The organism is Mycobacterium sp. IDR2000157661, from assembly GCF_022317005.1.
GTDB lineage: Bacteria > Actinomycetota > Actinomycetes > Mycobacteriales > Mycobacteriaceae > Mycobacterium.
In genome coordinates this window covers 4,216,688-4,239,933 of sequence record NZ_CP081006.1, presented here as the reverse complement: position 1 = coordinate 4,239,933, position 23,246 = coordinate 4,216,688, and the positions used below count along the sequence as shown (strand labels likewise).

The 23,246-nt window shown below is 69.0% G+C and carries 25 protein-coding genes; 22 read left to right on the top strand and 3 right to left on the bottom strand.

The annotated features are described in order from the left end of the window. The first annotated feature begins 46 nt into the window (after positions 1-46). Genes nadA through K3G64_RS21715 form a run of 4 tightly spaced genes read left to right on the top strand, consistent with a single transcriptional unit; the run spans position 47 to position 4,036 of the window. Positions 47-1,090: a quinolinate synthase NadA gene (gene nadA, locus K3G64_RS21730; protein ID WP_238887159.1), complete on the top strand. Its 1,044-nt coding sequence runs from the start codon at positions 47-49 to the stop codon at positions 1,088-1,090. Further along, the gene (locus tag K3G64_RS21725) at positions 1,087-2,640 is read left to right on the top strand and encodes an L-aspartate oxidase (RefSeq protein ID WP_238887158.1); all 1,554 of its coding nucleotides are present in this window, start codon (positions 1,087-1,089) and stop codon (positions 2,638-2,640) included. Before nadA ends, K3G64_RS21725 begins: the two co-directional genes overlap by 4 nt. Next, the gene (gene nadC / locus K3G64_RS21720; protein WP_238887157.1) at positions 2,640-3,506 is read left to right on the top strand and encodes a carboxylating nicotinate-nucleotide diphosphorylase; all 867 of its coding nucleotides are present in this window, start codon (positions 2,640-2,642) and stop codon (positions 3,504-3,506) included. The genes K3G64_RS21725 and nadC overlap by 1 nt, the downstream gene beginning before the upstream one ends. Before the next feature lie 47 nt (positions 3,507-3,553). Beyond that, complete coding sequence (locus tag K3G64_RS21715) at positions 3,554-4,036, top strand: hypothetical protein (RefSeq protein ID WP_238887156.1); 483 nt, start codon at positions 3,554-3,556, stop codon at positions 4,034-4,036. Here the strand turns inward: K3G64_RS21715 and K3G64_RS21710 are convergent. Then, positions 4,017-4,607 carry a TetR/AcrR family transcriptional regulator gene (locus K3G64_RS21710; RefSeq protein ID WP_238887155.1) on the bottom strand — a complete coding sequence of 197 codons (591 nt, stop codon included), beginning with the start codon at positions 4,605-4,607 and terminating at the stop codon, positions 4,017-4,019. The genes K3G64_RS21715 and K3G64_RS21710 overlap by 20 nt on opposite strands. A 63-nt stretch (positions 4,608-4,670) precedes the next feature. On the opposite strand from K3G64_RS21710, the gene K3G64_RS21705 reads away from it, so the two are divergent. After that, positions 4,671-5,699 carry an alcohol dehydrogenase catalytic domain-containing protein gene (locus K3G64_RS21705; RefSeq protein ID WP_238887154.1) on the top strand — a complete coding sequence of 343 codons (1,029 nt, stop codon included), beginning with the start codon at positions 4,671-4,673 and terminating at the stop codon, positions 5,697-5,699. Here the strand turns inward: K3G64_RS21705 and K3G64_RS21700 are convergent, their stop codons facing one another. Further along, a complete protein-coding gene (locus K3G64_RS21700) occupies positions 5,700-6,110 on the bottom strand; it encodes a nitroreductase family deazaflavin-dependent oxidoreductase (RefSeq protein ID WP_238887153.1) in 411 nt (136 codons plus the stop codon). A 35-nt stretch (positions 6,111-6,145) separates the two neighbouring features. Here K3G64_RS21700 and hisD point away from each other — a divergent pair, with 35 nt between their 5' ends. The 8 genes from hisD to hisI all read left to right on the top strand — a co-directional run bounded on the left by hisD (position 6,146) and on the right by hisI (position 12,685). After that, positions 6,146-7,501, top strand: a complete 1,356-nt coding sequence (gene hisD / locus K3G64_RS21695) for a histidinol dehydrogenase (protein WP_238887152.1) — start codon at positions 6,146-6,148, stop codon at positions 7,499-7,501. After that, entirely contained in the window at positions 7,498-8,628 is a 1,131-nt protein-coding gene (locus K3G64_RS21690; RefSeq protein WP_238887151.1) for a histidinol-phosphate transaminase, read from the top strand. Before hisD ends, K3G64_RS21690 begins: the two co-directional genes overlap by 4 nt. After that, positions 8,625-9,251 (top strand): imidazoleglycerol-phosphate dehydratase HisB, encoded by a 627-nt coding sequence (hisB, locus tag K3G64_RS21685; protein ID WP_238887150.1) that lies wholly within the window; start codon positions 8,625-8,627, stop codon positions 9,249-9,251. Before K3G64_RS21690 ends, hisB begins: the two co-directional genes overlap by 4 nt. Then, positions 9,248-9,868 (top strand): imidazole glycerol phosphate synthase subunit HisH, encoded by a 621-nt coding sequence (hisH, locus tag K3G64_RS21680; RefSeq protein WP_238887149.1) that lies wholly within the window; start codon positions 9,248-9,250, stop codon positions 9,866-9,868. Before hisB ends, hisH begins: the two co-directional genes overlap by 4 nt. A 50-nt stretch (positions 9,869-9,918) precedes the next feature. Beyond that, on the top strand, positions 9,919-10,647 hold the full coding sequence (gene priA, locus K3G64_RS21675) for a bifunctional 1-(5-phosphoribosyl)-5-((5-phosphoribosylamino)methylideneamino)imidazole-4-carboxamide isomerase/phosphoribosylanthranilate isomerase PriA (protein WP_370647245.1): 729 nt from the start codon (positions 9,919-9,921) through the stop codon (positions 10,645-10,647). Then, complete coding sequence (locus tag K3G64_RS21670) at positions 10,648-11,463, top strand: inositol monophosphatase family protein (RefSeq protein WP_238887148.1); 816 nt, start codon at positions 10,648-10,650, stop codon at positions 11,461-11,463. It abuts the gene before it with no gap. Then, a complete protein-coding gene (hisF, locus tag K3G64_RS21665) occupies positions 11,463-12,245 on the top strand; it encodes an imidazole glycerol phosphate synthase subunit HisF (RefSeq protein WP_238887147.1) in 783 nt (260 codons plus the stop codon). The genes K3G64_RS21670 and hisF overlap by 1 nt, the downstream gene beginning before the upstream one ends. A 92-nt stretch (positions 12,246-12,337) precedes the next feature. Further along, positions 12,338-12,685, top strand: a complete 348-nt coding sequence (hisI, locus tag K3G64_RS21660; RefSeq protein WP_238887146.1) for a phosphoribosyl-AMP cyclohydrolase — start codon at positions 12,338-12,340, stop codon at positions 12,683-12,685. A gap of 16 nt (positions 12,686-12,701) precedes the next feature. Here hisI and K3G64_RS21655 read toward each other — a convergent pair whose 3' ends face one another. Then, on the bottom strand, positions 12,702-13,166 hold the full coding sequence (locus K3G64_RS21655; protein WP_238950916.1) for a peroxiredoxin: 465 nt from the start codon (positions 13,164-13,166) through the stop codon (positions 12,702-12,704). A gap of 165 nt (positions 13,167-13,331) precedes the next feature. Here K3G64_RS21655 and K3G64_RS21650 point away from each other — a divergent pair, with 165 nt between their 5' ends. From K3G64_RS21650 to K3G64_RS21610, 9 genes are all read left to right on the top strand, one after another. Further along, positions 13,332-14,858, top strand: coding sequence for an anthranilate synthase component I (locus K3G64_RS21650; protein WP_238887145.1), 1,527 nt, complete (start codon positions 13,332-13,334; stop codon positions 14,856-14,858). Further along, positions 14,855-15,433, top strand: a complete 579-nt coding sequence (locus tag K3G64_RS21645) for a TIGR02234 family membrane protein (protein ID WP_238887144.1) — start codon at positions 14,855-14,857, stop codon at positions 15,431-15,433. The genes K3G64_RS21650 and K3G64_RS21645 overlap by 4 nt, the downstream gene beginning before the upstream one ends. 74 nt (positions 15,434-15,507) lie before the next feature. Then, positions 15,508-16,326 carry an indole-3-glycerol phosphate synthase TrpC gene (trpC, locus tag K3G64_RS21640; protein WP_238887143.1) on the top strand — a complete coding sequence of 273 codons (819 nt, stop codon included), beginning with the start codon at positions 15,508-15,510 and terminating at the stop codon, positions 16,324-16,326. A 1-nt stretch (position 16,327) separates the two neighbouring features. Continuing rightward, positions 16,328-17,587, top strand: coding sequence for a tryptophan synthase subunit beta (gene trpB, locus K3G64_RS21635; RefSeq protein WP_238887142.1), 1,260 nt, complete (start codon positions 16,328-16,330; stop codon positions 17,585-17,587). Continuing rightward, the gene (gene trpA, locus K3G64_RS21630; RefSeq protein WP_238887141.1) at positions 17,584-18,381 is read left to right on the top strand and encodes a tryptophan synthase subunit alpha; all 798 of its coding nucleotides are present in this window, start codon (positions 17,584-17,586) and stop codon (positions 18,379-18,381) included. Before trpB ends, trpA begins: the two co-directional genes overlap by 4 nt. Continuing rightward, a complete protein-coding gene (lgt, locus tag K3G64_RS21625; RefSeq protein WP_238887140.1) occupies positions 18,378-20,858 on the top strand; it encodes a prolipoprotein diacylglyceryl transferase in 2,481 nt (826 codons plus the stop codon). Before trpA ends, lgt begins: the two co-directional genes overlap by 4 nt. Before the next feature lie 74 nt (positions 20,859-20,932). Further along, entirely contained in the window at positions 20,933-22,360 is a 1,428-nt protein-coding gene (locus tag K3G64_RS21620; protein WP_238887139.1) for an HNH endonuclease signature motif containing protein, read from the top strand. A gap of 65 nt (positions 22,361-22,425) precedes the next feature. Beyond that, positions 22,426-22,842, top strand: a complete 417-nt coding sequence (locus tag K3G64_RS21615) for an NINE protein (protein WP_238887138.1) — start codon at positions 22,426-22,428, stop codon at positions 22,840-22,842. Continuing rightward, on the top strand, positions 22,832-23,242 hold the full coding sequence (locus K3G64_RS21610; protein WP_238887137.1) for a DUF2752 domain-containing protein: 411 nt from the start codon (positions 22,832-22,834) through the stop codon (positions 23,240-23,242). The genes K3G64_RS21615 and K3G64_RS21610 overlap by 11 nt, the downstream gene beginning before the upstream one ends. Positions 23,243-23,246: the final 4 nt, after the last annotated feature.

The following is a 23,246-nucleotide window of genomic DNA, read 5'->3' as shown; positions in this document are numbered from 1 at the left end:
GTTTTCGATTATAAGTCGAAAACCCGATTCGACGAAGGAGGCGGCCATGACGGTTCTGGACCGGGTGCCCGCACACGAGCTGACCAGCCGCATCGTCAACGGTCCGGGCGGCTATTCCGGCGTCGACGGGGACGAGGAGTGGGCTGCCGAAGTGCGGCGCCTCGCCGACCTGCGCGGTGCGACGCTGCTCGCGCACAACTACCAGCTGCCGGCGATCCAGGACGTCGCCGACCACGTCGGTGACTCGCTGGCACTGTCCCGGATCGCCGCGGAGGTCCCCGAGGACACCATCGTGTTCTGCGGTGTGCACTTCATGGCCGAAACCGCCAAGATCCTCTCGCCGGACAAGACGGTGCTGATTCCCGACCAGCGGGCGGGCTGCTCCCTGGCCGAGTCCATCACCGCAGACGATCTGCGGGCCTGGAAGGCCGAGCATCCCGGCGCGGTCGTCGTCTCCTATGTCAACACCACCGCCGCGGTGAAAGCCGAGACCGACATCTGCTGTACCTCCTCCAACGCCGTCGAGGTTGTCGCCTCGATTCCCGAGGACCGTGAGGTGCTGTTCTGTCCCGACCAGTTCCTCGGTGCGCACGTGCGTCGGGTCACCGGCCGCAAGAACCTGCACGTTTGGGCGGGCGAATGCCATGTGCACGCCGGCATCAACGGTGACGAACTCGCCGACCAGGCCCGTGCGCATCCCGACGCCGAGCTGTACGTGCACCCCGAATGTGGTTGTGCCACATCGGCGCTCTACCTCGCGGGTGAAGGCGCCTTTCCGGAGGACCGGGTCAAGATCCTGTCCACCGGCGGGATGCTCGATGCGGCGCGCGAAACCGGGGCGCGCCAGGTGCTGGTCGCCACCGAGGTCGGCATGCTGCATCAGTTGCGCCGTGCCGCACCCGATGTCGACTTCCGTGCGGTGAACGATCGCGCGTCGTGCCGGTACATGAAGATGATCACCCCGGCCGCCTTGCTGCGGTGCCTCGTGGACGGCGAGGACGAGGTCGACGTCGATCCCGACACCGCTCGACTGGCGCGTGCCAGCGTGCAGCGGATGATCGCCATCGGCCAACCCGGGGGCGGCGAATGACACGCGCCCGGGCCTGCGGTACCGGGCTGTGGGCCGGACGCTGGCAGCAGCGCGCCGACGTCGTGGTGATCGGCACCGGGGTGGCCGGCCTGGTCGCCGCGCTGGCCGCGCACCGGCGCGGGCGCAAGGTCATGGTGCTCAGCAAGACCGGCGACACTGCGACGTTCTACGCACAGGGCGGTATCGCCGTAGTGCTTCCGCACACGGATGACTCGGTCGACGCGCACGTGGCCGACACACTGGCCGCGGGAGCGGGCTTGTGCGACCCCGACGCGGTGCGTTCGATAGTGGCCGACGGCTACCGCGCGGTGGTCGAGCTCGTCGACGACGGGGCGCGCTTCGACGAATCAGCCCCCGGATCGTGGTCATTGACGCGAGAGGGTGGGCATTCTCGTCGGCGGATCATCCACGCGGGCGGCGACGCAACCGGGGCCGAGGTGCAGCGCGCGCTCAACGGCGCTGCCGCCGAACTGGACATCCGGCACAATCATGCGGCCATCGAGCTCCTGCACGATGCCGGCGTGGTCACCGGGGTGCTCGTGCTCAACGAGGACGGGCTGGGCGTGGTGCACGCTCCGTCGGTGATCCTGGCGACCGGAGGCCTCGGCCACCTCTACGCCGCCACGACCAATCCGGAGGGCTCGACCGGTGACGGGGTAGCGCTGGCGACGTGGGCCGGGGTGCAGGTCAGCGAACTTGAGTTCATCCAGTTCCACCCGACCATGCTGTTCGACGGGCAGGCCGCGGGCCGGCGGCCGCTGATCACCGAGGCCGTGCGCGGCGAAGGCGCCGTCCTCATCGACTCGCAGGGCCGTTCGGTGACCGACGGCGTGCACCCCATGGGCGATCTGGCGCCGCGCGACGTGGTCGCCGCCGCGATTCACGCGCGGCTGGAGGCGACCGGCGCGCCGTGCGTCTTCCTCGACGCGCGCCGGATCGACGGCTTCACCGAGCGGTTCCCGACCGTGACCGCGGCATGCCGGGCCGCGGGCATCGACCCGACGCTCGAGGCAATCCCCGTGGTACCCGGTGCGCACTACAGCTGCGGCGGCGTGCGCACCGACGTGCACGGTCGCACCGAGATGGCCGGCCTGTTCGCTGCCGGCGAGGTGGCGCGGACCGGCATGCACGGCGCGAACCGACTGGCGTCCAACAGCCTGCTCGAAGGTCTGGTGGTGGGCGGTCGGGCCGGCACGGCCGCGGCCGCACACGCTGTCGAGGCCGGACCGGTGACCGCCCGTCCTCCCGAACCCGTCGTGCGGCGGGCCTTGCCGCGCGCCGATCTCCAGCGGGCGATGACCACGCACGCCTCCGTGGCGCGGGACGGCGCGGGGCTGGCCGCGTTGAGCCGGCAGCTGGACGGCGCGCCGGCGCGGGTGATCGGCTCGCGCGCCGACCTGGAGGACGTCGCGCTGACCACCACCGCGGTCGCGGTTGCGGCCGCCGCCACGGCCCGCACCGAAACCCGTGGCTGCCACCACCGCAGCGACTTCCCCGACACCGACCCGCTGCAGGCCGGGACGCTGATCCCCGCCGCGGCGTGCTGCTGATGGAACTGAACGCCGACGAGCTGACCGAGGCTCGCAGGGTCATCGCCCGCGCGCTGGAGGAAGATTTGCGCTACGGGCCGGACGTCACCACGCTGGCGACGGTCGACGGCGAAGCCAGGACGACGGCGTCGATGGTGGCCAGGGACGCCGGTGTCATCGCCGGCGTCGACGTCGCACTGCTGGTGCTCGACGAGGTGCTCGGCGCCGGCGGCTATCTGGTGAAGCATCGCGTCACCGATGGGACCCGGCTGGATGCCGGCGGGGCGGTGTTGACCGTCGAAGCGCCGACGCGGGGATTGCTGACCGCCGAGCGGACCATGCTCAACCTGGTCTGCCACCTGTCGGGGATCGCGACGGCCACGGCCGCGTGGGTGGCCGCCGTATCGGGCACCGCGGCCGACATCCGCGACACCCGCAAGACCCTGCCGGGGCTGCGGGCACTGCAGAAATACGCGGTACGCGTCGGCGGAGGCGTCAACCACCGGATGGGCCTCGGTGACGCCGCGCTCATCAAGGACAACCACGTCGCGGCCGCCGGTTCGGTGGTGGCCGCCCTGCGCGCGGTGCGGGCGCTCGCCCCCGACATCGAGTGCGAGGTCGAGGTCGACTCTCTCGAGCAACTCGACGAAGTATTGGCCGAGGGCTCGGATCCTGTCGAACTCGTATTGCTGGACAACTTCCCGGTGTGGCAGACGCAGATCGCGGTGCAGCGCCGCGACTCGCGTTCGCCTACGACGAAGCTGGAGTCATCGGGTGGGCTGTCACTGGAGTCGGCCGCCGAGTACGCGGGCACCGGGGTCGACTATCTCGCCGTCGGCGCGCTCACGCACTCCGTGCGGGTGCTCGACATCGGGCTCGACCTCTAGGCCGTCATGTCGCTGGCGACGGTGTGCCTGCCGTTACGATCGGTCGCGTGTATGAGGACTCGCCGCGCCGGCTGGTCTTGCTGACCGTCATCAGTCTCGTCATCGCCCTGGCCGCTCTGGCCGTTGCCGGATGGGCGCTGTACGACTCGAAGAACTCCGAGCCGGACTACGACCCGGCTCAGATCGCCGACGCCAAGGTCAAGGTCTGCAACGCCGCCGACGTCGTGCGCCGTGGGATCTCGCTGAACACCAACCTGGCGCCCGCGGGCGGCCCGCAGGACGTCACCGGCGCGCAGGCGGTCGCGGCCAACGCCAGGGTGTCGCTCTACGACGGCGGCCAGTATCTGCTGGCCCGGCTCGATCCCGCGACCCCCGACCAGCTCGCCGACAAGATTCGCGAGTTCGCCGACAACCTGATGGACATCGGCGCCCACGCGACCGCCGGTGTGCCCAATGGTGAACCGGCGCAGGCCAAGCGGCTCGCCGACGCCGACGCGGCCAACAACACCATCACGGAGCTGTGCAAGTAGTGTCCTGAGCGCCGAGCAGAACGCGGGCGGCCGCCTTGGCCGCATCCAGCGCGGCCGGGTCACCGGACGTGCGCGACAGGATCAGCGCGCCCTCAATCAGCGCGATCACGGCGGTCGCCGTCCGCTGCGCCCGCTCCGGTGCCCACCCGTCGGTCCGCAACCGGTCCGTGACCGCCCGGCACCAGCTGTCGAACGCCGCCGCCGAGGCTGCCCGCACCGCGGCGCTGGCGTGCACCGATTCGGTGGCGATCGGTTCGATCGGACAGCCGTCGCGCTGATCGGAGGCCAGGCCGGCGGCCGTGAGGTCGATCCAGCCGTCGACGATGTCGGTCACCGGCGCTCCGGAGTCCAGGAGTTCGCGTAGACGACACTCGATGTCGGCGCCGGCGCGTTGTACCACCGCCGCGGCCAACTGCTGTTTGCCGTCGGGGAAGTGGTGATACAGCGAGCCGGCCTTCACGTCGGCGAGTTCGAGGATCTGGTTGACGCCCGTCGCGGCGTATCCCTGCCTGCGGAAGAGCAGGGCGGCGGTGTCGACGAGCGCCGTGCGGCTCCGGTCGGGACGAGGCATCCCTTGACTTTACTAGAAAGGTCACTCAACAATAGTTGAACGACCACTAAAGAGAGGTGTGGCATGCAACAGCTCGTGTTCGAACAAGCCGGGGCGTACGCCTGGCGGGACGCGCCAGATCCGCAGATCAACCACCCGCGCCAGGCGATTGTGCGACCGCTGGCGGTGGCCTGCTGTGACCTGGACGTCGCAGTGGCACAAGGCAGGCTGCCCATGCCGCCCGGCCATGCGGTGGGGCACGAAGGCGTTGCCGAGGTCGTCGCAGTGGGCGACGACGTGCGCGGGTTCGGCGTCGGTGACCGCGTCATCGTGCCGTTCCAGATCAACTGCGGCCAGTGCGCGGCCTGCCTGCGGGGCGCGACGGGTTCGTGCGCGTCGGTGCCGCTGATGGCGATGTACGGGATGGCGCCCCTGGCCGGCTTGGACGGCGGCGGTTTCCTGGCCGACCTGGTCGTCGTGCCGTATGCCGACGCGATGCTCATCGCGGTGCCCGCCGAGGCCGATCCGGTGGCGATCGCCTCGATGTCGGACAACATCCCCGACGGCTGGCGCACCGTCGGCCCCTACCGCGCCGAACTGGACGCGCTGCCACCGGCGGATCGACGGGTGCTGGTGATGGGCCGGCTGTCGATCGGGCTGTATGCGACTGCGACCGCGACCGCGCTCGGCGCGCTCGTCGACTACGTCGACACCGACCCGGTCCGGCTGGCGGTTGCCGAGAAGTTGGGGGCAGTGGTTCACGACCGGGAGAAGCCGGACAAGACCGCCGATCCTTACCCGGTGACAGTCCACACGACGGCCGACCCGGCCCTGCTGGCCGCCACGCTGCGGGCCACCTGGCCCGGTGGTGTGTGCACCGACACCGGCATCTACATCGAGGATTCGGTGCAGATGCCGCTGCTGCAGATGTACACCCGCGGGGCGCGGTTCGTCACCGGGCGGGTGAACGCTCGCGCGGCTCTTCCCGAAGTGCTGAACCTGCTTGCCCGGCAACCGCTCTCACCCGTGGTCCAGGCCGTCGTCCCGTGGGAGGACGCTCCGTCGCAATGGCCGGCGATGACCGGCAAGACGGTGTTCACCCGCACGGTGTAGTCAGGCGATGTCGGCGACGAAGATCGCCATCCGGCCCACCTGAAGCCGAGCCATCAAGGGCAGGCCGTCGGCGGCGCCGCCCGCGGGCACGATTCGCGGGTTGACCACGTGAACGTCGCGGCGAACCAGATGCAGATCGGCCTCACCGGCAGCCAGGACGTTCTTCACCCAGTCGGTCTTTCCGTGCCCCAGCGCGATCGCGAGCACCTTGCCCTTGCGGTACGCGGTGACGATCGTCTCGTACTGCCGCCCGGACTTGCGCCCGCGGTGCTTGATCGTCGCCATCCCGGGCAGCACCCGGGCGAACGGCTTGAGCATCGGGTTGAAGTACTTGACCTGGAAATTCTCGAACCACGGCGGGAACACCATCGGCACCCCGGGAGCATTGTTCGGGTGCTCGGCAGCTTTCATGAGGCCTCCAAACCGATTTGTGGTGCTCTGGGAGAATGGTCTCCGTGAATGTATCGCCGGGACCGATCGCCCGCATCGACTTGCGTGGGGCACAGTTGTCCGCCGCGCGCCTGCGGGCGGCGTTACCACGCGGCGGCGTCGACGTGGACGCGGTCCTGGGCACGGTCCGGCCCATCGTCGACGCGGTCGCCGCGCACGGCGCGCAGGCGGCCCTGGAGTACGGCGAGTCCTTCGACGGGGTGCGACCTGCCCAGATCCGCGTACCCCGGGAACGGCTCGACGCCGCGTTGGCCGAAGTGGGCGGCGATGTCCGCGCCGCGTTGGAGGTCGCAATCGAGCGGGCCCGTGCCGTGCACGCCGACCAGCGCCGCACCGACACCACGACGACGCTGGCGCCCGGAGCGACCGTCACCGAGCGCTGGGTGCCCGTTGAGCGGGTGGGGCTGTACGTTCCCGGCGGCAACGCGGTCTACCCGTCGAGCGTGGTGATGAATGTGGTGCCTGCGCAGACCGCGGGCGTCGACTCCCTCGTCATCGCCAGCCCGCCGCAGGCCTCCGTGCAGGGCGCGTTCCACGGACTGCCGCACCCGACCATCCTGGCCGCCGCCGCCCTGCTGGGTGTCGACGAAGTCTGGGCCGTCGGCGGAGCCCAGTCTGTCGCGCTGCTGGCCTACGGCGGCACCGACAGCGACGGGACGGAGCTGGCGCCCGTCGACATGATCACCGGCCCCGGCAACATCTACGTCACCGCCGCCAAGCGGATCTGCCGCTCGCAGGTCGGAATCGACGCCGAGGCCGGTCCCACCGAGGTCGCGATCCTGGCCGACCACACGGCCGATCCCGGGCATGTCGCCGCCGACCTGATCAGCCAGGCCGAGCACGACGAGATGGCGGCCAGCGTGCTGGTCACCTCGAGCGTCGAGCTGGCCGACGCCACCGACCGCGAACTGGCTGCGCAACTCGAGACGACGGTGCACCGCGAGCGGGTGACCGCGGCGCTCGGCGGTCGGCAGTCGGCGACGGTGCTCGTCGACGACCTCGACGCGGGCATCCGCACCGTCAACGCCTACGCCGCCGAGCACCTCGAGATTCAGACGGCCGACGCGCGCGAGGTGGCCGGTCGGATCCGTTCGGCCGGAGCGATCTTCGTCGGCCCGTACGCCCCGGTGAGCCTGGGCGACTACTGCGCGGGCTCCAACCACGTGCTGCCGACCGCAGGGTGCGCGCGGCACTCCAGCGGACTGTCGGTGCAGACGTTCCTGCGCGGCATCCACGTCGTCGACTACGACGAGGCGGCGCTCAAAGACGTGTCCGGCCACGTCATCACGCTGGCCGAGGCCGAGAACCTGCCCGCACACGGCGAGGCGGTCCGACGGAGGTTCGGGCGGTGACCGCAGGCGACGAGGTGACGCTCGCCGATCTGCCGCTGCGCGAGGACCTGCGCGGCAAATCGCCGTACGGCGCGCCACAACTCGATGTTCCGGTGCGGCTGAACACCAACGAGAACCCGCACCCGCCCACGCAGGCGCTCATCGACGACCTGACCGCCTCGGTCGCGGCCGTCGCGAGCGACTTGCACCGCTATCCCGACCGAGACGCGGTGGCGCTGCGCACCGACCTGGCCGCGTATCTGTCCGCGCAGACCCGCACCCCGCTGAGCGTCGAGAACCTCTGGGCCGCCAACGGCTCCAACGAGATCCTGCAGCAACTGCTTCAGGCGTTCGGCGGCCCGGGCCGCAGTGCAATAGGATTCGTGCCGTCGTACTCGATGCACCCGATCATCTCCGACGGCACCCAGACCGCGTGGCTGGTGGCCAACCGCGCCGATGACTTCGGTCTCGACGTCGACGTGGCCGTGGCGGCGGTGCGCGAGCACGGCCCCGATATCGTGTTCGTCGCCAGCCCGAACAACCCCTCGGGACAGAGCGTTCCGCTCGAGGATCTGCGTCGCCTGCTCGACGCGATGAGCGCCGGCGTGATGATCGTCGACGAGGCCTACGGCGAGTTCTCGTCGCAGCCCAGCGCGGTGCATCTCATCGACGACTATCCGACGAGGCTGGTCGTCACCCGGACGATGAGCAAGGCCTTCGCGTTCGCCGGCGGCAGACTCGGCTATCTGATCGCCGCGCCTGCCGTCATCGAGGCGATGCTGTTGGTGCGGTTGCCGTACCACCTGTCATCGATCACCCAGGCCGCCGCCCGCGCCGCATTGCGCCACGCCGATGACACGCTGGGCAGCGTCGCGAAGCTGATCGCCGAGCGCAATCGTGTGGCAGAGGCGTTGTCCGGCATGGGTTTCACGGTCATCGATAGTGACGCCAACTTCGTGTTGTTCGGCGAATTCGCCGACGCGCCCGCCAGCTGGCAGCGCTACCTCGACGCGGGCATCCTGATCCGCGACGTCGGCATCCCCGGCTATCTGCGTGCGACCACCGGCCTGGCCGGGGAGAACGACGCGCTGCTGGCCGCCAGCGCCCGGCTCGCCACCATCGAACTCGTCAGAGTAGGAGCATCGTGACCCAGTCCCACGTCGCGCCCCGTCGCGCGCGAATCGAGCGCAAGACCAAGGAATCCGACATCGTCGTGGAACTCGATCTCGACGGCACCGGCCAGGTGCACGTCGAGACCGGTGTGCCCTTCTTCGATCACATGCTCACTGCGCTGGGCAGCCACGCCAGCTTCGACCTGACCGTGCGCGCCACCGGTGACGTCGAGATCGAGGGGCATCACACGATCGAGGACACCGCGATCGTGGTGGGCCAGGCGCTCGGTCAGGCGCTCGGCGACAAGAAGGGCATCCGGCGCTTCGGCGACGCGTGGATACCGATGGACGAGACGCTGGCGCACGCCGCGGTCGACGTGTCGGGCCGGCCCTACTGTGTGCACACCGGCGAACCGGATCACATGCTGCACTTCACGATCGCGGGTTCGCAGGCGCCGTACCACACGGTGGTCAACCGGCACGTGTTCGAGTCGCTGGCCATGAACGCACGCATCGCGCTGCACGTGCGCACCCTCTACGGCCGCGATCCGCACCACATCACCGAGGCGCAGTACAAGGCCGTCGCCCGGGCGCTGCGGCAAGCGGTCGAATTCGACCCCCGGGTCACTGGCGTGCCGTCGACGAAAGGCACGCTGTGAGCCGACAAGTCGTCATCCTGGACTACGGCTCGGGCAATCTGCGCTCGGCGCAGCGCGCGCTGGAGCGGGTCGGCGCCGACGTCACCGTTACCGACGACGCGGACGCGGCACGCAACGCCGACGGCCTGGTGGTGCCCGGCGTCGGTGCGTTCGAATCCTGCATGGTTGGGCTGCGCAAGATCGACGGTGCGACGCTCATCGCCGAGCGCGTGGCCGCCGGCAGGCCGGTGCTCGGAGTGTGCGTCGGCATGCAGATCCTGTTCGCGCGCGGAGTCGAGTTCGGTGTGGAGACCGAGGGTTGCGGCCAGTGGCCGGGCGCGGTGGTGCGCCTGGACGCGCCGGTGATCCCGCACATGGGGTGGAACGTCGTGGACGCACCCGAAGACACCACCCTGTTCAAGGGGATGGACGCCGACACCCGGTTCTACTTCGTGCACTCCTACGCCGCGCAGCAGTGGCAAGGCGACCCCGGTGCGAGGCTCACGTGGGCCAATCACCACGTGCCGTTTCTGGCGGCGGTCGAGAACGGCGCGTTGTCGGCGACCCAGTTCCATCCCGAGAAGAGCGGCGACGCCGGCGCAGAATTGCTCACCAACTGGGTGAAGGCACTAGGTTGACCACCGATGAGCGCTCGCGCGAAGAGGAGACCACCAGAGTGCCGGAACGACTGATTCTCCTGCCCGCCGTCGACGTCGTCGAGGGCCGTGCTGTCCGCCTGGTGCAGGGCCAGGCCGGCAGCGAGACAGCATACGGCTCGGCATTAGACGCCGCGATGACATGGCAGCGCGACGGTGCCGAGTGGATCCACCTCGTCGACCTGGACGCCGCATTCGGCCGGGGCAGCAACCGCGAACTGCTCGCCGAAGTGGTCGGCAAGCTGGACGTCGCCGTGGAACTGTCGGGCGGCATCCGCGACGACGAGTCGTTGGCCGCCGCGCTGGCCACCGGATGTGCCCGGGTGAATCTGGGGACCGCGGCGCTGGAGAACCCTCAGTGGTGCGCCAAGGTGGTCGCCGAGCACGGCGAGAAGGTCGCCGTCGGGCTGGACGTCAAGATCGTTGACGGCGATCACCGGCTGCGCGGTCGCGGCTGGGAGACCGACGGCGGCGACCTGTGGGAGGTGCTCGAACGCCTTGACCGCGAGGGATGTTCGCGCTTCGTCGTCACCGATGTCACCAAGGACGGCACCCTCAACGGGCCGAACCTCGAACTGTTGACCCTGGTGTGCGAACGCACGGATGCGCCGGTGATCGCCTCCGGCGGGGTGTCGAATCTCGATGACCTTCGGGCGATCGCCACGCTGACCCGCCGCGGGGTGGAGGGCGCGATCGTCGGAAAGGCGTTGTACGCCGGGCGGTTCACGTTGCCCGACGCGTTGGCCGCGGTGGAGCGTTAGATGGCGCTGGACACCGGGGACCTCGACGGCCTGGTCGCCGAGGCCGCGCAGATCCTCGAAGACGCCTCCAAGCCGTTCATCGACGGCCACCGCGCGGACTCGGCGGTACAGAAGAAGGGCAACGACTTCGCCACCGAGGTGGACCTGGCGATCGAGCGCCAGGTGGTCGAGGCGCTGACCGACCGAACCGGAATCGAGGTACACGGCGAGGAATTCGGTGGCGCCGACCTGGACTCGCCGCTGGTGTGGGTGCTCGACCCGATCGACGGCACCTTCAACTACGCCGCCGGATCCCCCATGGCCGCCATCCTGCTGGGTCTGGTCCGCGACGGTGAACCGGTGGCCGGCCTGACGTGGGTGCCCTTCACCGGCGAGCGCTTCACCGCCGTCGTCGGTGGACCGTTGTTGAGCAACGGCGTCGCGCAACCGTCGCTGGCACGGGCCCCGTTGTCGGATTCCATCGTGGGGGTGAGCACATTCAACGTCGACTCCCGCGGCAAGGTCCCGGGTCGGTACCGACTCGCGGTCGTGGAGAACCTGAGCCGCGAGTGTTCGCGGATGCGCATGCACGGCGCCACCGGCATCGACCTGGCCTATACCGCTGCCGGCATCCTCGGTGGGGCAATAAGTTTCGGCGGTCACGTGTGGGACCATGCCGCCGGTGTCGCGCTGATCCGGGCCGCTGGAGGCGTGGTGACCGACCTGTCAGGCAACGAATGGACGGTGGATTCGCCGTCGGCGCTGGCCGGGGCCCCAGGCACCTATGATCAGCTTCTCGACCTGTTGCGCGCCGTCGGTGATCCCGAGGACTTCTGATGGATCCCAATGACCTCGCCGTACGAGTCATCCCGTGTCTGGACGTCGACGACGGCCGCGTGGTCAAGGGTGTCAACTTCGAGAACCTGCGCGACGCGGGCGATCCCGTCGAGTTGGCGGCCGCCTATGACGCCGAGGGTGCCGACGAACTGACGTTCCTCGACGTCACCGCGTCGTCGTCGGGACGGACGACCATGCTCGAGGTCGTGAGGCGCACCGCCGAGCAGGTGTTCATCCCGTTGACGGTCGGCGGCGGCGTCCGGTCGGTGGCCGACGTCGACGTGCTTCTGCGCGCCGGTGCTGACAAGGTGGCGGTGAACACCGCGGCGATTGCCCGCCCGGAACTGCTCGCCGAGTTGTCCCGACAGTTCGGGTCGCAGTGCATCGTGTTGTCGGTGGACGCGCGCACCGTCCCGCAGGACCAGCAGTCCACGCCGTCCGGTTGGGAGGTCACCACCCACGGTGGTCGCCGCGGAACCGGGATCGACGCCGTCGAATGGGCAACGCGCGGTGCAGAACTCGGGGTCGGTGAGATCCTGCTCAACTCCATGGACTTCGACGGTACCAAGGGGGGCTTCGACTTGCCGATGATCAAGGCGGTGCGCGGAGCGGTGACCGTGCCGGTGATCGCCAGCGGGGGCGCCGGGGCACCCGAACACTTCGCGCCCGCCGTGCTCGCGGGTGCCGACGCGGTATTGGCCGCCAGCGTCTTCCACTTCCGCGAGCTGACCATCGGCCAGGTGAAGGCGGCGATGGCGGCCGAAGGAATCGTGGTGCGATGAGCGCTTGCGCGAAGAGCCGAGGGTTGCGATGAGCGCTTGCGCGAAGAGCCGAGGGTTGCGATGAGCGCTTGCGCGAAGAACCGAGGATTGCGATGACACTGGACGCGGACATCGCGTCGCGGTTGAAGCGCGACCCCAACGGTCTGATCGCAGCGGTCGCGCAGGAACGCGCCACCGGCCAGGTGTTGATGGTGGCGTGGATGGACGACATCGCGCTGGCCCGCACACTGGAAACGCGAAGGGCGACATACTATTCGCGGTCGAGGCAGGAACATTGGGTGAAGGGCGAGACGTCGGGCCACACCCAGTACGTGCACTCTGTGCGGTTGGACTGCGACGGTGACACGGTCCTGCTGGAGGTCGACCAGCAGGGCGCTGCCTGTCACACCGGCGACCACACCTGCTTCGACGCCGACGTGCTGTTGGCGCCCGAGGACTGAAAGCGCTGCGGACAGGCTAGGCCGACTGGCGTTGTCGCAGCACTTCGAGCGCCTTGTCGGCGTGGCTGTCCATGCTGATCTCCGACGCGATCACCGCCAGGACGGTGCGGTCGGTGTCGATGACGAACGTGGTGCGCTTGACCGGCATGAACTTGCCGAGCAGGCCGCGCTTGACACCGAACTGCGACGCCACGGCACCATCGGCGTCGGAGAGCAGCGGATAGTCGAAGCTCTCCTTGTCGGCGAACTTCGCCTGCTTGTCCACCGCGTCGGTGCTGATGCCGACCCGGCCGGCGCCGACCGCGGCGAATTCGGCTGCCAAGTCGCGGAAGTGGCACGCCTCCTTGGTGCAGCCCGGAGTCATCGCGGCCGGATAGAAGAACAGCACGATCGGCCCGTCGGCGAGCAGTTCGGTCAGTGCGCGCACGGTGCCCGTCTGGTCGGGGAGTCGGAAGTCGGCGACCCGGTCACCCTGCTTGATAGCTGTCATGGTCGTCGACGCTACGCCGCGCTCGACACCATCTGCGGACGCGGGGGACGGGTCCTGGACGTGGACCGGGCGTCGGCCAACCGTGCCACAGGCGGCGAGGCGACATGTACGTCGTGCATCCGTTCACCGATGAGGTGCGTCTGGGAGAATTGACCGGTGCAGACCACCGCCAGCCCCCTCGGCACCACCTCGCGCGAGGACTTCCTTGCGCTGGCCGCCGAACACCGTGTGGTGCCGGTGACCCGCAAGGTGCTCGCCGACAGTGAGACCCCGCTGTCGGCCTACCGGAAGCTCGCCGCCAACCGGCCCGGGACGTTCCTGCTGGAGTCGGCCGAGCATGGCCGCTCGTGGTCGCGATGGTCGTTCATCGGTGCCGGGGCGCCGTCGGCGCTGACGGTTCGGCACGGCGAAGCCGTCTGGCTGGGTACGACGCCGCAGGACGCGCCGCAGGGTGGCGACCCGCTGCGGGCGCTGCGCGCGACGCTGGAACTGCTCAACACCGAGCCCTTGGCCGGTCTGCCGCCGCTGTCCTCGGGACTGGTCGGGTTCTTCGCCTACGACATGGTGCGGCGCCTGGAGAAGTTGCCGTCGTCGACCATCGACGACCTCGGTCTGCCCGACATGTTGCTGTTGCTGGCCACCGATATCGCCGCCGTCGACCACCACGAGGGCACCATCACGCTGATCGCCAACGCGGTGAACTGGAACGGCACCGACGAGCGGGCCGACTGGGCCTACGAGGACGCCGTGGCCCGCCTCGACGTGATGACCGCCGCGCTGGGCGAGCACCTGCCGTCGGCTGTGGCCACGTTCGCCAGGCCCGAACCGTTGTACCGCGCCCAGCGCACGGTCGACGAGTACAGCGCGATCGTCGACAAGCTCGTGCGCGACATCGAGGCGGGCGAGGCGTTCCAGGTGGTGCCCTCACAGCGCTTCGAGATGGACACCGACGCCGATCCCCTTGATGTGTACCGGATGCTGCGGGTGTCCAACCCGAGCCCGTACATGTACCTGCTCAACGTGCCCAACGAGGCTGGCGGATTGGACTTCTCGGTCGTCGGCTCCAGCCCGGAGGCGCTGGTGACCGTCAAGGACGGCCGCGCGTCGACTCATCCGATCGCAGGCACCCGCTGGCGCGGTGCCACCGAGGAGGAAGACCTGCTGCTCGAAAAGGAGTTGCAGGCCGACGAGAAGGAGCGCGCCGAGCACCTGATGCTCGTCGACCTGGGCCGCAACGACCTGGGCCGGGTCTGCCGGCCCGGCACGGTACGTGTCGAGGACTACAGCCACATCGAGCGCTACAGCCATGTCATGCACCTGGTGTCGACCGTCACCGGGCTGCTCGCCGAGGGTAAGACCGCGCTGGACGCGGTGACGGCGTGCTTCCCCGCGGGCACGCTGTCGGGTGCGCCGAAGGTGCGGGCCATGGAGCTGATCGAAGAGGTCGAGCAGACCCGCCGCGGGCTCTACGGCGGCGTGCTCGGCTACCTGGACTTCGCCGGCAATGCCGACTTCGCGATCGCCATCCGCACCGCACTGATGCGCGACGGCACCGCATACGTGCAGGCAGGCGGTGGGGTCGTCGCCGACTCCAACGGCCCCTACGAGCACACGGAAGCGTCGAACAAGGCGCGCGCCGTGCTCAACGCCATCGCTGCCGCCGAAACGCTGACCGAACCGTGATCCGCAGCGCCCAACTCGGTCTCCTGCTCGCCGCCGCGAGCCTGTGGGGCGCCTCGCGGATGACGTGGGTGGAGGTGACCTCGTTCGACGGGCTCGGCCGGCCCAAGACCGTCGCCCTTTCCGGAGCCACCTGGTCGACGGCCCTGGTGCCGCTCGCGGTGCTGCTGCTGGCCGCCGCGGTCGCCGCGCTTGCGGTGCGAGGCTGGCCGTTGCGGCTGCTCGCGGTGCTGATAGCGGCGGCCAGCGCGGGGATGGCGTACTTGGCGATCAGCTTGTGGGTCGTCGAGGACGTCGCGGTGCGGGCGTCGAATCTGGCCGAGGCGCCGGTGGCCGACATCGTGGGCACGCAACGTCACTACGGCGGGGCGGTGATCACCCTGGTCGCGGCCGCGGTGACCTTGGCGGCCGCGGTGCTGTTCATGCGGCCCGCTGCGGTCGAGGGTTCCGCCAGCAGGTACTCGCGGCGGACCTCCGACGCGGTCGAGGGATCGGAGGGGGAGGTCTCGGAGCGGGCGATGTGGGATGCCCTCGACGAGGGGCGCGACCCGACCAATCCGGACAACAAGGGGCGGTGATCGGAGTTGCTGCGGTGGCGGTTACCCTTCCTTGCAGATCATTGGGCGCTACCGGGGGAAGGGAATCGGCAGTCATGAGTTCGGCAACCGTACTCGACTCGATCATCGAGGGAGTCCGTGCCGACGTCGCTGCCCGCGAGGCCGCCATCCCGTTGGCCGAGATCAAGGCGAAAGCCAAGGATGCGGTGCCGCCGTTGAACGTGATGGCCGCACTGCGCGCACCGGGTATCGCCGTGATCGCCGAGGTGAAGCGTGCCAGCCCGTCGCGCGGTGCGCTGGCGCAGATCTCCGATCCGGCGAAGCTGGCCCAGGCATACGAGAGCGGCGGCGCACGCGTCATCAGCGTGCTGACCGAGCGGCGGCGCTTCAACGGCTCGCTCGACGACCTCGACGCTGTGCGCAAGGCGGTGCGAATCCCGGTGCTGCGCAAAGACTTCATCATCCGGCCATATCAGATTCACGAGGCCCGCGCGCACGGCGCCGACATGCTGCTGCTCATCGTCGCAGCACTGGAGCAGCCGGTGCTGGAGTCGCTTCTGGAACGGACCGAATCGCTGGGCATGACCGCACTGGTCGAAGTGCACACCGAGGAGGAGGCTGACCGCGCTTTGTCGGCCGGTGCCACCGTGATCGGGGTGAACGCCCGCGATCTCAAGACACTCGACGTCGACCGGGACTGCTTCGCGCGCATCGCGCCCGGACTGCCCACCGATGTCATCCGCATCGCGGAGTCGGGTGTGCGTGGCACCGCCGACCTGCTGGCCTATGCCGGTGCGGGTGCCGACGCGGTGCTCGTGGGGGAGGGACTGGTCACCAGCGGTGATCCCCGCACCGCCGTTGCCGATCTCGTCACTGCAGGAACGCATCCGTCCTGCCCCAAACCCGCGCGCTGAAGTGGCTGACCTGACCGGCCCCGAGTTGCCCCGTTCCAGCGCGGCCGTAGCGGAGCCGACCCTGCACGATCCCGACGAGCGCGGACATTTCGGTGTCTACGGCGGACGGTTCGTCGCCGAAGCGTTGATGGCCGTCATCGAGGAGGTCACCGCCGCGTACGAGAAGGCCCGCGGCGACCAGGAATTCCTCGACGAACTCGACCGCCTTCAGCGCCACTACAGCGGGCGGCCGTCCCCGCTGTACGAAGCGGAGCGGTTGTCCACGCACGCAGGCGGCGCGCGGATCTTCTTGAAGCGGGAAGACCTCAACCACACCGGTTCTCACAAGATCAACAACGTGCTGGGGCAGGCGTTGCTGGCCCGGCAGATGGGCAAGACCCGGGTGATCGCCGAGACCGGCGCAGGCCAGCACGGCGTCGCGACCGCGACGGCATGCGCGCTCCTCGGCTTGGAGTGCATCGTCTACATGGGCGCGGTCGACACCGCCCGGCAGGCGCTTAACGTCGCCAGGATGCGGTTGCTCGGCGCGACAGTGGTGTCCGTGGAGTCCGGATCCAAGACGTTGAAGGACGCGATCAACGAAGCCTTCCGCGATTGGGTCACCAACGCCGACACCACCTACTACTGCTTCGGCACCGCCGCAGGCCCGCACCCCTTTCCAACGATGGTGCGTGATTTCCAGCGGGTGATCGGTCTCGAGGCGCGCGCGCAGATTCAGGCGCAGGCGGGTCGACTGCCGGACGCGGTCACCGCATGCGTGGGCGGGGGATCCAATGCGATCGGCATCTTCCATGCCTTCATCGACGACCCGAACGTGCGGCTGATCGGCTACGAGGCGGCGGGCGATGGTGTCGAAACCGGCCGTCACGCAGCGACTTTCACCGGTGGGTCGCCCGGCGCGTTCCAGGGGTCGTTCTCCTACCTGTTGCAGGATGAAGACGGACAGACCATCGAATCGCACTCGATCTCCGCCGGCCTGGACTATCCTGGCGTCGGTCCCGAGCATGCGTTCCTCAAGGACATCGGCCGCGCGCAGTACCGGCCGATCACCGACACCGAAGCCATGGAGGCCTTTTCGCTGCTCAGCCGCGCCGAGGGGATCATCCCGGCGATCGAATCCGCCCACGCCATCGCCGGCGCCTTGCAGCTGGGCCGGGAACTCGGAAGCGGCGCAATCATCCTGGTCAATCTCTCCGGCCGCGGTGATAAGGACGTGGAAACTGCGGCGAAGTGGTTCGGCTTGCTGGACGGTGCGCCATGAGCCGCGAGAGTCGCCTGGCGTCGATGTTCGACGTGTGCCGCCGCGAGGACCGCAGCGCCCTGATCGGATACCTGCCGACCGGTTTTCCGGATGTGGCGACGTCCATTGCGGCGATGACGACGCTGGTCGAGAACGGATGTGACCTCGTCGAGGTCGGGATCGCTTACTCCGATCCAGGTATGGACGGCCCCGTTATCGCAGCGGCGACCGAAGTGGCGCTGCGCGGGGGAGTGCGAGTGCGTGACGCGCTGAAGGCGGTGGAAGCCATCAGTAACGCCGGCGGCCGCGCCGTGGTGATGACGTATTGGAATCCTGTATTGCGTTGGGGAATCGACACTTTCGCACGTGACCTCGCTGCGGCCGGTGGCCTTGGCGTGATCACTCCCGACTTGATTCCCGACGAGGCGTCGGAGTGGCTGGCCGCCTCCGAAACGCACGACCTGGACCGGATCTTTCTGGTGGCGCCGTCGTCGACGCCGGAACGGTTAGCGGCCACCGTTCAGGCCTCGCGCGGCTTCGTCTACGCCGCATCGACGATGGGCGTGACCGGTGCGCGCGACGCGGTGTCGACGGCCGCCCCCGAACTGGTGAGCCGGGTGAAAGCGGTGTCGGATATTCCGGTCGGCGTCGGTCTGGGCGTCCGGTCTCGCGAGCAGGCGACCGAGATCGCGGCCTACGCCGACGGGGTCATCGTGGGTTCGGCCCTGGTCTCGGCGTTGAGGGACGGCGTCGACGCGGTCGGCGCGCTGGCCGCTGAACTTGCTGACGGTGTCCGGCAGAGGATCACTGCGTGACGACGACTTTCCTGGCGGCCATTCCCAGTCCGCCTCAGGGCGTATGGGAGATCGGCCCGGTACCTATTCGCGCGTATGCCGTGTTCATCATCATCGGGATAATCGCGGCATTGGTCATCGGGGATCGACGGTGGGAGGCCCGCGGCGGCGAGCGCGGCGTCATCTACGACATCGCGTTGTGGGCCGTGCCGTTCGGTCTCATCGGCGGCCGTCTGTACCACGTGATGACCGACTGGTGGCGCTACTTCGGTGAGGGTGGCGCCGGTCTGGCCGGCGTGATCCGGATCTGGGACGGTGGTCTTGGAATTTGGGGCGCCGTCGCCCTCGGTGGTGTCGGCGCCTGGATCGCCTGCCGACGGCGGGGGATCCCGCTGCCGGCATTCGGCGATGCCATTGCACCGGGAATCATTCTCGCGCAGGCGATCGGACGCCTCGGCAATTACTTCAACCAAGAGCTGTTCGGTGCACCCACGAACCTGCCCTGGGCGCTCGAGATCTACGAGCGCCGGGATGCGTCGGGTGCCATCGACAATCTGAACGGCATCTCGACCGGCGAGGTCCTCAACACGGTTCACCCGACATTCCTCTACGAATTGTTGTGGAACCTGGTGGTGTTCGCCGTCCTGATCTACGTCGACCGTCGATTCAAGTTCGGCCACGGACGGTTGTTCGCGCTCTACGTCGCCGGCTACTGCCTGGGCCGGTTCTGGATCGAACTACTACGGGTTGACGACGCGACCCTTATCGATGGTGTCCGAATCAACTCCTTCACTTCGACGTTCGTCTTCATCGGAGCGGTCGTGTACATCATGGCCGCTCCGAAAGGCCGCGAAGACCCGGCGACGCTCAAGGGCAACGCCGAGGTTGCGGAGCGGTCGACAGTCGAAGAGCTGACCCAGAGCTTTGCGACCGTCGCGGCGCCTTCCGGTGTGGTCGCCGCGGCGAAGGTGGCGTCCGAAGAGGAAGAGGCCGAATCGAAGGACGATGCCGGCAGATCCGAAGCGGCCGCCGAGGCCGAGGCCCTCACCGCCGATGTCGCCGAGGCACCGGACGAGGACATCGTCGAGGCAGCCGAGTTCGCTGAATCCAGCGATCGCGCCGAATCCGAAGATGCTTCGGCGGAGGCACTCGGTGCCGACGTGGCCGGTATCCCCGCCGATTCGGTGGCCGAGGCGGAGGAGTTCGCCGCTGAGGGTGACGAAGAACCGGCGGCCGAGGCGGTAGCGGAGGCTGAGGATCTTGCCCGGGAAGTCGCCGAGGCGCCGGACGAGGACATCCAAGAGGCCGAAGAGTTCGCGGCGGCAGGGGAGGCGGCCGATGCCGAGGCCGAGGCCGCCGAGCCAGAAGAGGGTGAAACGGGCGACGACGAGCTTGCCGACGTGCTGGCCGAGGCCGCCGAAGCCACCGCTGAGGCGGACACCGACGAGCCCGGCGAGTCCGATGACACTGTCGGTGGTGTGGGCGCGGTCGAAGGTACTGATGCCGCCGAAGCCCTAGCCGATGCACCGGAGGCCCACGAAGCGGCCGTCGAAGGCGAAGCCGACGCCGCCGAGGTAGCCGAGCCAGAAGAGGGTGAAACGGGCGACGACGAGCTTGCCGACGTGCTGGCCGATGCCGCCGAAGCCACCGCTGAGGCGGACACCGACGAGCCTGGCGATGCCGCCGACGCCGACGCTGAGGCGGACACCGACGAGCCCGGCGAGTCCGAGGACACTGTCGGTGGTGTGGGCGCGGTCGAAGGTACTGATGCCGCCGAAGCCCTGGCCGATGCACCGGAGGCCCACGAAGCGGCCGTTGAAGGCGAAGCCGACGCCGCCGAGGTAGCCGAGCCAGAAGAGGGTGAAACGGGCGACGACGAGCTTGCCGACGTGCTGGCCGATGCCGCCGAAGCCACCGCTGAGGCGGACACCGACCAAGTCGGCGATGCCGCCGAAGCCGACGCTGAGGCGGACACCGACGAGCCCGGCGAGTCCGAGGACACTGTCGGTGGTGTGGGCGCGGTCGAAGGTGCTGATGCCGCCGAAGCCCTGGCCGCTGCACCGGAGGCCCACGAAGCGGCCGTTGAAGGCGAAGCCGACGCCGCCGCGGCCGCCGCCGACGCCCAAGCTGAGGCGGACACCGACGAGCCCGGCGAGTCCGATGACACTGTCGGTGGTGTGGGCGCGGTCGAAGGTGCTGATGCCGCCGAAGCCCTAGCCGATGCACCGGAGGCCCACGAAGCCGCCGTCGAACGCGAAGCCGACGCCGCCGCGGCCGCCGCCGACGCCCAAGCTGAGGCGGACACCGACCAGCCCGGCGAGTCCGATGACACCGTCGGTGGTGTGGGCGCGGTCGAAGGCGAAGCCGACGCCAGCGAGCCTCGCACCGCAGAGGACCGAGGCGTGGGCGATTCCTCGGCCTCGCGCAAAGCGACCAGCGGCCAGCCCGCCCGCGAACCGGGTGGTCGACTGCGCCGCCTATTTCGACGTCGCCGCTGAACCGTTCTCGGTCATCCACAGGAGGCGAAGCCAACCGCTGGGTGCCGTCGGCGGCGGGTGGCATAATCGAAAGTATGTTCGATTCGCCCACTGATGCGGAGCTCATCGACTTGATCGGTGAGGAAAGCCGTGAGGAGTGTGCGGCGATGGGTCGGCGGCTGGACTTGATCGGGGAGCTGTTCGCCCGCCGCGAGCAGCAGTTGTTGGAGGCCCGGTTCTTTGCCACCGACGCCCACGTTGCGACGGCTGCAGAGATCTCACCGATCCAGAACATCAGCTACCACCGCGCGCTGAGCCAGGTCACGACGGCGGCCACGCTGCGCCAACGATTGCCGAGGGTGGGCAAGGTGCTGCGCAGCGGGTTGATCGATTACCGGATGCTGGCGGCGATCATTGCGCGCACCGAGAACGTCGAAGACGACGTCATCGCCCGCGTCGATGCGGCGCTGGCAGCCAGTGTGACCCGGTGGATGAAACTGTCGGAGCCCAAGCTGCGCGATCGCATCGACCGGATCGTGGCCAGCGTCGACCCGGCCGCGGTACGCATCCCACCCAAGGTCGACGAGTGCCGCCACCTCGACATCTATCCCAGCGACACCGCCGGCATGGCCTGGATCAACGGCCACATCCGCGCCGAGGACGGCGCGGCGCTTAGCCAGCGGTTGGATGCGTTGGCGGCCACGGTGTGCCAGCACGACCCGCGCACCAAAGAGCAGCGCCGCGCCGATGCCAGTGGCGCGCTGGCGCGCGGCCAGGCCGCCCTGGTGTGCCGATGCGGGCGCGAGGACTGCCCGGCGGCCGCGGTGCGTGCCGATGCGGCCAGCGCGGTGATCCACCTGCTGGCCGAGCAGGCCACCGTCGAGGGCACCAGCGACACCCCGGGATATCTGCCCGGTTTCGGGGTGCTGCCGGCCGAGTCGGTACGCTCCATCGCCGAGACCGCCGACCTCAAGCCGCTGACGGCGCCCCGGGCTGACGGCGCCGCCGATGCGGGGTATCGGCCCTCGGCCACGCTCAAGGAGTTCGTGCAGTGGCGGGATCTGACATGTCGCTGGCCCGGCTGTGACAAACCGGCCCGTACATCCGACATCGACCACACCACACCGTGGCCCTACGGGCCGACCCATCCGTCGAACACCAAGTGCTACTGCCGGATTCACCACTTGGTCAAGACGTTCGTTCCCGGCTGGAGCGAACAGCAGCTACCCGACGGGACCGTGTTGCTGACATCCCCGACCGGACACCTCTACCGATGCGAGGCCCACGGCGCGGCGATGTACCCCACCCTCGCCCAGCCCACCGGCGAGCTGAACCTACCGCCGCACACCCTCGACCCCGACACCGACCGCACCGCCTTGATTCCGCGGCGCACCCAGACCCGCGACCAAGACCGCCGCGACCGCATCACCGCCGAACGCCGCCAACGCCTCGAACTCGACGCCGAACACGAACGCCAATACCAAGCCTGGCTCGCCGCCACCTACGAACCACCACCCTTCTGAGCACGCCGTAACAGGCGGGTTTTCCCTACTTACCCGGCACAGCACGGCATGGCATGCTGGACGCCATGACTGAGCCGCAGTTCGGAGGCAGCGAGCACGGCAGCACGCCTCCGCCGCCCCCGCAGCAGCCGCAATACCAGCCGCAGTACTCACCGCCACCCGGTCAGTACGGCCCGCCGCCGGGCGCATACCCGCAGTACGTCGATCCGAGCGCGCCGTATGGTCGTCATCCCATGACAGGCGAGCCGCTCTCGGAGAAGTCGAAAGTCGTCGCGGGGCTACTGCAGTTGATCGGTCTGTTCGGGCTGGTCGGCATCGGCCGCATGTACCTCGGCTACACCGGTCTTGGCATCGCGCAACTCGTCGTCGGTCTGATCACCTGCGGCATCGGCGCCATCATCTGGGGCATCATCGACGCTGTCCTGATCTTCACCGACAAGGTCCGCGACCCGCAGGGGCTGCCGCTGCGCGATGGCACCTAGCGTCGACACCGGCCGCAAACGGCTCTACGGCGCACTGGGGACGGGCGCCCTGTTGACGGGCGCTCTTGCCTATGTCGGGTTCGGTGACCCTCACAGCCCCGCATTCCTTTTTCCAGCGTGTCCGTTCTACGCCCTGACCGATTTGTACTGCCCAGGCTGCGGTGGTCTTCGCATGACGCACGACGTCCTGAACGGTGACCTCGCCGCCGCCGTCTCCGACAACGTCTTCCTTCTCGTCGGTCTACCGCTGTTGTTCACGTGGTGTCTGGTGCGGTGGCGACAAGGCAAAGTCCTGATGAACGCGCCGGCGATCGCCGTGGTGATCACCGCCATCCTCGCCTGGTCGGTCGCGCGCAACCTGCCCGGGTTTCCGCTGGTCCCGACGGTTCTCGACGGGTGAGCAG

What these genes read in the sequence shown, in the direction of transcription:
- hisF (WP_238887147.1), top strand. Translation starts at nt 11,463, where the DNA reads ATGGATCCCAATGACCTCGCCGTACGAGTCATCCCGTGTCTGGACGTC.
- K3G64_RS21700 (WP_238887153.1), bottom strand. Translation starts at nt 6,110, where the DNA reads ATGAAAGCTGCCGAGCACCCGAACAATGCTCCCGGGGTGCCGATGGTG.
- K3G64_RS21615 (WP_238887138.1), top strand. Translation starts at nt 22,426, where the DNA reads ATGACTGAGCCGCAGTTCGGAGGCAGCGAGCACGGCAGCACGCCTCCG.
- K3G64_RS21705 (WP_238887154.1), top strand. Translation starts at nt 4,671, where the DNA reads ATGCAACAGCTCGTGTTCGAACAAGCCGGGGCGTACGCCTGGCGGGAC.
- K3G64_RS21725 (WP_238887158.1), top strand. Translation starts at nt 1,087, where the DNA reads ATGACACGCGCCCGGGCCTGCGGTACCGGGCTGTGGGCCGGACGCTGG.
- K3G64_RS21710 (WP_238887155.1), bottom strand. Translation starts at nt 4,607, where the DNA reads ATGCCTCGTCCCGACCGGAGCCGCACGGCGCTCGTCGACACCGCCGCC.
- K3G64_RS21620 (WP_238887139.1), top strand. Translation starts at nt 20,933, where the DNA reads ATGTTCGATTCGCCCACTGATGCGGAGCTCATCGACTTGATCGGTGAG.
- nadC (WP_238887157.1), top strand. Translation starts at nt 2,640, where the DNA reads ATGGAACTGAACGCCGACGAGCTGACCGAGGCTCGCAGGGTCATCGCC.
- hisI (WP_238887146.1), top strand. Translation starts at nt 12,338, where the DNA reads ATGACACTGGACGCGGACATCGCGTCGCGGTTGAAGCGCGACCCCAAC.
- hisD (WP_238887152.1), top strand. Translation starts at nt 6,146, where the DNA reads ATGGTCTCCGTGAATGTATCGCCGGGACCGATCGCCCGCATCGACTTG.
- trpA (WP_238887141.1), top strand. Translation starts at nt 17,584, where the DNA reads ATGAGCCGCGAGAGTCGCCTGGCGTCGATGTTCGACGTGTGCCGCCGC.
- K3G64_RS21670 (WP_238887148.1), top strand. Translation starts at nt 10,648, where the DNA reads ATGGCGCTGGACACCGGGGACCTCGACGGCCTGGTCGCCGAGGCCGCG.
- trpC (WP_238887143.1), top strand. Translation starts at nt 15,508, where the DNA reads ATGAGTTCGGCAACCGTACTCGACTCGATCATCGAGGGAGTCCGTGCC.
- K3G64_RS21610 (WP_238887137.1), top strand. Translation starts at nt 22,832, where the DNA reads ATGGCACCTAGCGTCGACACCGGCCGCAAACGGCTCTACGGCGCACTG.
- nadA (WP_238887159.1), top strand. Translation starts at nt 47, where the DNA reads ATGACGGTTCTGGACCGGGTGCCCGCACACGAGCTGACCAGCCGCATC.